Annotated in this window: 10 protein-coding genes; 3 read left to right on the top strand and 7 right to left on the bottom strand. The window is 62.7% G+C overall.

The features are described from left to right. The first annotated feature begins 38 nt into the window (after positions 1-38). Positions 39-1,040: a cysteine synthase A gene (locus AC1DY5_RS31575; protein WP_478117885.1), complete on the top strand. Its 1,002-nt coding sequence runs from the start codon at positions 39-41 to the stop codon at positions 1,038-1,040. 720 nt (positions 1,041-1,760) lie between these two features. On the opposite strand, the gene AC1DY5_RS31570 is transcribed toward AC1DY5_RS31575, so the two are convergent. The 7 genes from AC1DY5_RS31570 to AC1DY5_RS31540 form a co-directional block, all read right to left on the bottom strand. After that, positions 1,761-1,916 (bottom strand): hypothetical protein, encoded by a 156-nt coding sequence (locus AC1DY5_RS31570; RefSeq protein WP_478117878.1) that lies wholly within the window; start codon positions 1,914-1,916, stop codon positions 1,761-1,763. A 457-nt stretch (positions 1,917-2,373) separates the two neighbouring features. Then, a complete protein-coding gene (locus AC1DY5_RS31565; protein WP_478117884.1) occupies positions 2,374-3,114 on the bottom strand; it encodes an HD domain-containing protein in 741 nt (246 codons plus the stop codon). A 30-nt stretch (positions 3,115-3,144) separates the two neighbouring features. Further along, positions 3,145-3,792: an NAD(P)H:quinone oxidoreductase gene (gene wrbA, locus AC1DY5_RS31560; protein WP_478117876.1), complete on the bottom strand. Its 648-nt coding sequence runs from the start codon at positions 3,790-3,792 to the stop codon at positions 3,145-3,147. Between the two features lie 222 nt (positions 3,793-4,014). Then, a complete protein-coding gene (locus tag AC1DY5_RS31555) occupies positions 4,015-4,470 on the bottom strand; it encodes a carboxymuconolactone decarboxylase family protein (RefSeq protein ID WP_478117874.1) in 456 nt (151 codons plus the stop codon). Positions 4,471-4,492: 22 nt separating this feature from the next. Further along, complete coding sequence (locus AC1DY5_RS31550; RefSeq protein ID WP_478117872.1) at positions 4,493-4,915, bottom strand: cupin domain-containing protein; 423 nt, start codon at positions 4,913-4,915, stop codon at positions 4,493-4,495. Positions 4,916-5,052: 137 nt separating this feature from the next. After that, positions 5,053-5,763 (bottom strand): nitroreductase, encoded by a 711-nt coding sequence (locus AC1DY5_RS31545; RefSeq protein WP_478117870.1) that lies wholly within the window; start codon positions 5,761-5,763, stop codon positions 5,053-5,055. 3 nt (positions 5,764-5,766) lie between these two features. Beyond that, entirely contained in the window at positions 5,767-6,315 is a 549-nt protein-coding gene (locus AC1DY5_RS31540; RefSeq protein WP_478117882.1) for a 4-hydroxylaminobenzoate lyase, read from the bottom strand. A gap of 83 nt (positions 6,316-6,398) precedes the next feature. Between AC1DY5_RS31540 and AC1DY5_RS31535 the strand changes: the two genes are divergently transcribed. Beyond that, positions 6,399-6,875: a helix-turn-helix domain-containing protein gene (locus AC1DY5_RS31535; RefSeq protein WP_478117868.1), complete on the top strand. Its 477-nt coding sequence runs from the start codon at positions 6,399-6,401 to the stop codon at positions 6,873-6,875. A gap of 176 nt (positions 6,876-7,051) precedes the next feature. Beyond that, positions 7,052-8,714: UPF0182 family protein (locus AC1DY5_RS31530; protein ID WP_478117880.1), on the top strand; the 1,663-nt coding region annotated here is incomplete at its 3' end.

The raw sequence follows: 8,714 nt of genomic DNA, 5'->3' as shown, positions 1-8,714 counted from the left end.
CCTGGAACGCCCGGACGCGCAGATTATCCCCCTTCATCATGGACGTGCGTGAAAGCTTCATCCAGGCGGTGGGCCATACACCGCTCATCAGGTTGCGCAAGGCCTCCGAACTGACCGGCTGCGCGATTCTCGGCAAGGCCGAGTTCATGAATCCCGGCGGATCGGTCAAGGATCGCGCAGCGCTCTATATCGTGCTCGATGCCGAAGCGCGCGGCGACCTGCAGCCGGGAGGCGTGATCGTCGAGGGCACGGCCGGCAATACCGGCATCGGCCTTGCGCTGGTGGGCAACGCCCGCGGCTACCGCACGGTGATCGTGATCCCACAGACGCAGAGTCAGGAGAAGAAGGACGCGCTTCGCCTGTACGGCGCCGAGCTGCGCGAGGTGCCCGCGGCGCCTTACAGCGATCCGAACAACTACGTGCACGTGGCCGAGCGCCTCGCGGCAGAGCTCGCGCACAGCGAGCCCCATGGCGTGCTATATGCGAACCAGTGGGACAACCTGTCCAACCGGGATGGCCACGTCCGCTCGACCGGCCCTGAGATCTGGCAGCAGACGGACGGCCGGATCGACGGCTTCATCTGCTCGATCGGCACAGGCGGCACGCTGGCCGGCGTCGGCCAGTACCTGAAGGAACGCAAGCCGGGTGTCGTGATCGCCGCCGCCGATCCGATGGGCGCCGCGATGTACAACTACATCAAGCACGGCGAATTGCGCAGCACCGGCAGCTCGATCACCGAAGGCATCGGCCAGAGCCGCATCACGGGCAACCTGGAAGGCGCCTCGATCGACGACGCCTATCAGATCGAAGACCAGGAGGCGTTGCCGGTGCTGTTCGACCTGCTGCGAGAGGAAGGCCTGTGCCTGGGTGGTTCCAGCGGCATCAACGTGGTCGGAGCCATCCGCCTGGCACGTGAGCTCGGGCCGGGCCACACGATCGTGACGATCCTGGCCGACGCCGGCACACGCTACCAGTCGAAGCTGTACAACCCGGCCTTCCTGCGCGAGAAGAATCTTCCGGTTCCGGCGTGGCTTGCGTGAACTGCTAGCCACGATTTAGCGGCGCCGGTCGGCACGGTGATCAGAACGCTGTGGCCCGAGTCGATCCAGTCGCCCAGAGCCAGGCTCATCGGCACGATCTCAGCCAGTTCCGGCACATCTCGTCGCCCGTGCTGGCTACATCGCCAGCGCACCCGCGCTTGCTCAATGTGCGGCGAACGCCGCCAGATTGGGGTGGTCGTACTTTCGGTGCGTGCGCCCGGCGCGGCGCTGCTCAACGGCACCTTCATCCAGGGCTCTCAAGGTGGACCAGGCTGCGGACTGCGCGGCGATCACGCATGTGAGAAGGTTGCTGGATCTCGGCAAGCCACACCGGGCGCTTGAAGAAATATGGACACTGCAGGAGCGTTACCGTCGAAGCCCTCTGCTCCGAGACCTGCTTGGCGAGGCCGACCGCGACCAGCAGCAAAGGATGATTCAGGATCCTTAGGACGCGCACTGCGTCCGATGCCTGCGGCAGTCACTGCTCGCCCAGCCAGGATCCGAGGAATCAGCACCTTGCCGCGCTGTGCAGCACGGGCTGATGGGGACGACCATGGGTGCGAGGCTCCGGCCTCGCGCAACAGCGAAGCGACAACCACCTTGACACGCACCGTGGGCGTCGAGATGCGTGACCAGGTGAACTCGCTCCTGTGTTCTGGCAAGGGCTGCGCCACCGGGCGCTTGCGCTCCCCGAGGGGCCGAGGGCGCACGTCCCGGCCGTCAATCCAGAGCATGTTGAACACGCAGAGGGGTCGCCCGGTCCTCGATCATCGCGAGGCCGATCAGCACGCCCCGGCTCATCGATGCACGGCGCTGCAGTCGACCCCACTCGGGATACCCGTGCTCGCCTGCCACCCGGAACTCCGCGTCGAGCACCGCTTCGCGCGGTAGGGAGTCGAGCGCAGCGGCGACAGCAGACCCGGCGCGAGCGGCATGCGGTTGCGGCTCACCAACTTCACGAGTTCGCCGGAGCGAGGGACGAGCGCCTGGGGGCGTCCATCTTGTGCTCAAACAGCCAGTCACCGTGCGTCGCGCAAGAGCGTTGGGTGCGTCAGATCGGCCGCCTGCGGCAGCAGGGGTAGCGCGGCGCCCCCGGCGGGCGGCGGCATCGGAACTTGCCTCACTGGGAAGGACGGAGCTGTTGGATGGAATCGCAGCAGCTTCCGGTCTGGGCAGTCGCTGTCTGGCATACAGAGGGGGCTCGGATACCGGCAGGCTGCATGCTGGCGGAGATCGGCCTTCGGCCTTGAAGCGAGCCAGTCATTTGCCGCGGCTACCGTCCGGCACACCTGCTGACCGGAAGGGTGTGACCTACGCGCGTCAATCGCGCTTGCTATGACCGTTCATCCTTTGTCCCGTCCGGAGTTGCATTGGCGTGGTGACCGCAGCTTCCCACGTGGTCATGGGTGGATGAACAACCTGTTGCGACATTTCGGCTATTCCAGCTTGAAGCAAGGATGACGCTGCACATATCAATGCGCCGAAACTGAGGATCCTTGAACGCCAGAACGTCATCGTTAAAGGTTCCGAAGGTGCTGTCGGGGCGGTGCTTCATACCCTGATAGAAGGCGTCAATGATTCCACGCTTAAAGTCGCTTTCTCGGGGAAACGCGGCGATAACAGCCTCGCGCTGCGCGTCGGTAAATTGGTCGTACCCGCGGCCAGCTACATCCATGCCGGCCCCCGCCTGCACCAGCGCGATCTCGGGACGCATAAATTGCGGTATGCCAGGCGTTGTGTGGAGAGCGATGGCGTTCCAAACCGTCTCGATATCGCTTTCGGAGATGCCGCGCCCCTGAAGAAAATCACGAGCGGCATTCGCGCCATCCACTTCAAAGCGTAGCTGGCTGTTTTCATAGCGTCCGGTGAGGCCGATGTCGTGGAACATGGAAGCCGCATAAAGCAGTTCGGGGTCGAATTTCAATCCCACACGGTTTCCCGTCAAGACTCCCCAGCAATAGACTCGGACCGAGTGGTGGAAGAGCAAATCGCTCTCGGTATCACGAATGAGCTGGGTCACTTCGCGCGCGAGTTTGCTGTCCGGGATACGCACCCCTGATATTTCCTTAAGCATAATGGCTTTCTTCAACTGTTAACTACTTGGTCATGGCGCCGGCCTGCGTCGGCGCCATGAGTCACTTATCGTCGGGTCAGCCGAAAGCTTTGTCGCGATCTCGGCTACGTGTCTGCCCTGGAACTGCGCCATGCCGAGTTCCTGCTCGCTTGGCATCCGTTCACCCTGTCCACCGGCGATCGTCGCTGCGTCATACGGGCTTCCGCCCTTGATTTCGTCCAGTCCCATTTGCCGCTTTTCGGCGTAGGGCAGGCCCGTGATGAGCATCCCGTGGTGCAACAACGTTGGCAGAAAAGTCAGGATTGTGCTTTCCTGCCCTCCATGCTGCGTCGCTGAGGCGGTGAAAACGGATCCAACCTTTCCGACGAGGCTGCCCAGCATCCAGAGTGGGCCGGTCTGATCGATGAAGGTGCGCATCTGGGAACTGACATTTCCGAAACGCGTCGGTGCGCCGAAGAGTATCGCGTCATAGTTGGCGAGTTCGTTCGGCATTGCGATGGGGGCAGCTTGATCCCCCTTCCCATTCGCCCTTAGGAACACGTCAGCGGGTACCGTTTCAGGGACCCGCTTCACATTCACCGTGGCGCCGGGAACGCTGCGCGCACCGTGCGCGACCGCTTCCGCCATAGCTTCGATATGCCCGTAGAAGCTGTGATAGAGGACAAGAACTTTTGCCATGTTGCGATGCATCCGTAGAAGTAAGTGAAAGCAGTGCAACTCGATGCCAACTGGCTAACCGGCCCGTTGGCGGATCGGCGACGACGCAATGCTGAAAAACCAGTGAGTTCGTCTTGTCGCTGGAGAACGGCCCTGATGGACTGCGTGCATTCGATGCGCCGCCGGTCCGCCACTGCACCCGCATCAGGCCGCTTGTGCGACTCCGAGCCGTGCGGCCCATCTTTACTTGGCGAGGAGCGCTTGAGGGGTGTTGCGGAAGCTGATTGCCATGCGGTTGTAGGCATTCATCAGCCCGATGGCAATGGTGAGGTCCACCAGTTCGCGCTCGTCGAGGACGGTACGAGCTGCTTCATAGTCGCCGTCGGGGACGCCAGTCTCTGCCACGCGTGTCACCGATTCCGCCCAAGCCAGCGCGGCGCGCTCACGCTCGTCGAAGAGAGTGCCCGCCTCCCTCCATGCTTGCAGCAGTGCGAGCTTTTCGATTGCCTGCCCCTTCTTCAGCAGGTCACGCGTGTGCATGTCTAGGCAGTAGGCGCAGCTGTTGATCTGCGAAACACGCAAGTACACCAGATCGACCAGAATGGGGGAAAGGCTGCTCTGCGTGACGTACCCGTACACGTTGCCAAGTGCTTTGACGCCGGCCGGGGCGATTTGGTTGTAGTCGATACGCTTGCTCATGGTCATAGTTCCGAAAATCAAATCATTGAGTGGGGGCTGTGAGCGCCGTCTCGCCGGTGTCCACCACGAACACAGCCAGGAGCTTCGCGGGCCGGGTCTTGCTCGCGTTCCGGCTGACAGGATGTCTTGCGCCGGGGGGCTCGTAGAAGCTTTCCCCTGCGCTCAAAATCTGCTTGGGACCATCGTTCACCTGGGATTCGATTGCACCCGAGACCACGTATCCGTAGATGAAAGCAGACTTCGCGTGCACATGAGCAGGCGATGCGCCCGCGGGTGGGTAGTCGACGACGACGGCGACCAGCGACTTGCCGGGAATATTGGGGATCGCTTGCTGGAATGCTGGGGTGACCCTCTCCGCCGACTCATGTGCGGTGGCGGGGATGGGCGCGAGTGCGCCGATGGCGCCTGCCGCGACAGCGGCGGTAGCAAGCCATGAGGTGTTCATGAGCGTTCTTCCTTGTTAGAGAGTTGACGGTGCGACAGTCTTGGGGAGTTCAACTGGCGCTTTTGCCGGCGATCCGCCGGCATGCGTGCTCGGGGCCGAAGTGCCTTCATCGTCTGTTGATTTGATCGACGGGAGGGTCAGGCCGGAAAACCGAGGAGCCGCGCGAAGTCAGGCACGCGTTCCCGTGGCATCCTTGTTTGATTCACCTGGGCCTCCGGGTCGCCGTATCCCATGGACATGCCGAAGGCGGTCACTTCTTCCGGCGGCATGTGCAGGTGCGCCGCGATCAGGTCATGGAACGGCGCGAAGGAAACCTGCGGGCATGTGTCGATGCCACGCGCCTTCGCGGCGATCATCACGTTCTGCGCGAAAAGGCCGAGGTCGATCCAGCTGTGCGGCTTCAATCTGCGGTCGATGCTGAAGATGAGACCCACCGGCGCGCCGAAGAATGAGAAGTTCCGCTCGGTCTGGCGCATGCGCGCCGGGGTGTCGTTGCGTTCGATCCCGAGCGAAGCGTAGTAACGCGCCCCGAAGTCAGTCAGTCTCGCGCGGAACACGTCCGGCAACGGCTCGGGGAAGTGCGCGGGCGCTGGTGCGGTTCCGGCGCGAGAAACAGCGACCAGGGCGTCGGCCAATTCATCCTTGATCGCGCCGCTGACCACATACACCCGCCAGGGCTGGACGTTGGCGCCGCTCGGGGCGGTCGCTGCCTCCTCCAGGATCTCTTCCACGAGTTCCCGGCGCAGCGGATCCGGTTTGAAGGCGCGAACCGCTCGGCGGGAGCGCACAACGGTGGAGACGCATTTCGCGATGGTCTCCTGGGACCATTCAGTTGCTGTTTGGACCATGGATCACTCCTGCGGCGTGTCGTGGTAGGAGATCCGCCCGGAGGGTAGGAAGAACAGCGCTATCACGGCGCCACCCTTCGCTTCCGGATAGTGGTGACTGCCCGGCGACGGGGCGGTCCAACCACTGAAGCACCAGCCATTCGGTCCGTTCAGGGCGGCGCCGGCGTTTAGCGGAACGACCATGTTGAACTCGCCATAGGGATGACCGTGGTATTGCCCGCGAAATCGATGGTCAGCGTGGCCTTGGCTATTCCCGGTGCTATCCATGTACACAGCTGTGATGCTGAAGTGGAGCGTGTACTCAGACGGCTCCGCAATGCGGCTACGGCGATACGTTGGGCCGTCGATCTCGACGTTCGCTGCCCAGCCGTCCTCAACGCCCTTCTTTACCAAGCTACCCAGGGTCTGGTAGAGCTCGCTGCCAGACCCGTACTTCTGATTCAGCCAGCGTTCGACCGCAGTGCTGGCGGTCATGTCCCTCACTTCCTCAAGGAAGGGGATGCAGCGCTCGATCAGCGCTTCTCGATCTTTGATGAGGGTTTCGGTCGTCATGGTCTCGTTTCCTAAATGGCTGGACGTGATCATGGGCGAACCATGAATTGAATGGAACTGATGTCTTTGCAATTACACAATGCATGCAATTCAAGTGCTGGAACGAGACCATGAGCATTGGTCGCACGGACCTGAACCTGTTTAAAGTGTTCGAGGCCGTCTACGAGGAGCGCAATCTGCTACTGGCGGGCAAGCGCCTCAATCTCACGCAATCAGCGGTTAGCCATGCGCTTCGGAGGCTGCGCGAGCTTGTCGGCGACGAGCTCTTCATGCGCACGGGGAAGGGGCGCCCTGCACCGACGCGGCGGACCGCGCCGGGTGTTGGACAACGTGGCGAACCTTCGCGTGCCAATGTCTTTTGGCAGTCGGCCGGCGGGGTTCGACCTGGTCGTAGATCTGATCCAGCGTGGCCGAGCCGCCCAAGGCGGCTAGCACGTCACGAACCCGCAGAGTCGGAAATGTGTCCAACGCGCTGCCCGGGCACCAAGCAGGATTGGCGGCTGCCCTGGCCAACGGACAGTCCCGAAGGATCGTACGGCGGCGAGCGTGCTGCCTGTTGATTCCCCACCTACAATTATCTATCCGGGGCGGATTCAACGGTAAACTTTGCGCTGCCGCGGGGCGGCCATCGCGGCTGCCCCGGCAACCCGTTCGGCCAGGTTTCAGGCAGATCGGCAGTGCAGCGTGGTCCGGCCAAAGCAGGCCGTGGATGACGGTCCTGCAAAGGAGCATGTCGATGCGATCGCCAGCTAGATCCGGCACGCGCCTGAGAGGCATTTCGGTCAGGGTCGCGGCCGTCATCGTGGCTCTATTCGTCGTCGGCCGCATCACCGGCGTGCTGATTGACTGGCTGTGGTTTTCCTCGGTCGGCTATGTCGGCGTTTTCTTGACGATCTTTGTCACCCGGGTGCTTCTGTTCGTCGCCGTCTTCGCTATTTCGGCGGGCGCGATATGGGTGTCGGGATGGCTGGCGCACCGCTATGCGAGCCAGTCCGGCACCTGGAAGGTGGGGCCGGCATTTCCGCCGGGCACGCCGGGGGTGTTGAGCGAACTGGTCGGGGAAGTCGCGCCGCATGTTCTCTGGCGCGCAGCCATCGCCGGTGTCGCCGTCCTGCTGGGCTTGTTCATCGCCGTCGGCGAAGTCGCGGGCTGGGACATCGCGCTTCGCTACGTCGAGCAGGTGCCATTCGGCAAGACCGATCCGATCTTTGGCAAGGACATCGGCTTCTACCTCTTCTCGCTGCCGGCCTATMTCGCGCTCCGGAACTGGCTGCTACTGCTGCTGGTCTGCAGCGCAGCCATCGCCGCCGTGGTATATGGGATGCGCGGCGACATCACGTGCATCCAGCCGCCGCGCGCGCTTTCGCCAGCGGCCGCCACCCACGGTTCGGCGCTGCTCGGCTTGCTTTTCCTGCTGCAGGCCTGGACTTACTGGCTCGACCGCTTCCTGCTGCTCTACGGTGACAACGGCGTCGTGGTGGGCGCCAGTTATACCGATGTCCACGTCGGGCTGCCGGTCCTGTGGCCGCTTATCGGACTTGCCGCTGCCGCGGCGGTCGCGTCGTGGGCCAATATGCGCTCGCGGGGCTTGCGAATTCCGGCGGCCTCGGCGCTGATCGTGTTCGGCAGCGCATTCGTGCTCGCCCTGATCTACCCGGCGCTCTTCCAGCGCTTCTATGTCAAACCGAACGAGCTGCAGTTGGAGACGCCCTATATCGCCCACAATATTGCGCTGACGCGGGACGCCTATGGTCTGACGCAGATCGCGGTAAAGCCGTTCCGGGCCGAGCAGAACCTGACTCTCGCCACGCTCCAGGCCAATCGCCCGACCATCGACAACATCCGCCTGTGGGATCTGCAGCCGTTGCGGGATACCTATGCGCAGTTGCAGGAGATCAGGACCTATTACAAATTCCTCGCGACGGACATCGACCGCTACCGGCTCAACGCCGGTTATCAGCAGGTGATGCTTTCGGCGCGGGAACTAGAGCCGTCCTTGCTTCCGGCAAATGCCCAGACCTGGGTGAACCTGCATCTCCTGTTCACACACGGCAATGGCATCGTGATGTCGCCGGTCACGGAAAAATCCGCTGAAGGCTTGCCTACCCTTTACCTGAAGGATATTCCGCCTGTCTCCAACGGTGGCCCGATCGTCCAAGAGCCGCGCCTGTATTTCGGCGAAGGCGGTAAGGGGTACGTGATCGTCAATGGTAGCGTCCCCGAATTCGACTACCCCAAGGGCGACGAGAACGTCTATTCGACCTACAGCGGACGCGACGGTGTCGCCATCGGCAGCATGGCGCTACGGGCCCTCTTTGCCTGGCAATTCGACGATCCCAACATCCTGGTGACCGGCTACATCACGCCCGCAAGCCGAATCCTGCTCCATCGCAACATCC

The sequence above is a fragment of the Variovorax sp. P4_D9 genome (genome assembly GCF_056401695.1).
The sequence above is the reverse complement of the archived record's forward strand: the minus strand, read 5'-3'. Positions and strand labels throughout refer to the sequence as shown.

Coding starts and splice junctions, on each gene's coding strand:
- AC1DY5_RS31575 (WP_478117885.1), top strand. CDS start 39: ATGGACGTGCGTGAAAGCTTCATCCAGGCGGTGGGCCATACACCGCTC.
- AC1DY5_RS31565 (WP_478117884.1), bottom strand. CDS start 3,114: ATGCTTAAGGAAATATCAGGGGTGCGTATCCCGGACAGCAAACTCGCG.
- wrbA (WP_478117876.1), bottom strand. CDS start 3,792: ATGGCAAAAGTTCTTGTCCTCTATCACAGCTTCTACGGGCATATCGAA.
- AC1DY5_RS31555 (WP_478117874.1), bottom strand. CDS start 4,470: ATGAGCAAGCGTATCGACTACAACCAAATCGCCCCGGCCGGCGTCAAA.
- AC1DY5_RS31550 (WP_478117872.1), bottom strand. CDS start 4,915: ATGAACACCTCATGGCTTGCTACCGCCGCTGTCGCGGCAGGCGCCATC.
- AC1DY5_RS31545 (WP_478117870.1), bottom strand. CDS start 5,763: ATGGTCCAAACAGCAACTGAATGGTCCCAGGAGACCATCGCGAAATGC.
- AC1DY5_RS31540 (WP_478117882.1), bottom strand. CDS start 6,315: ATGACGACCGAAACCCTCATCAAAGATCGAGAAGCGCTGATCGAGCGC.
- AC1DY5_RS31535 (WP_478117868.1), top strand. CDS start 6,399: ATGCAATTCAAGTGCTGGAACGAGACCATGAGCATTGGTCGCACGGAC.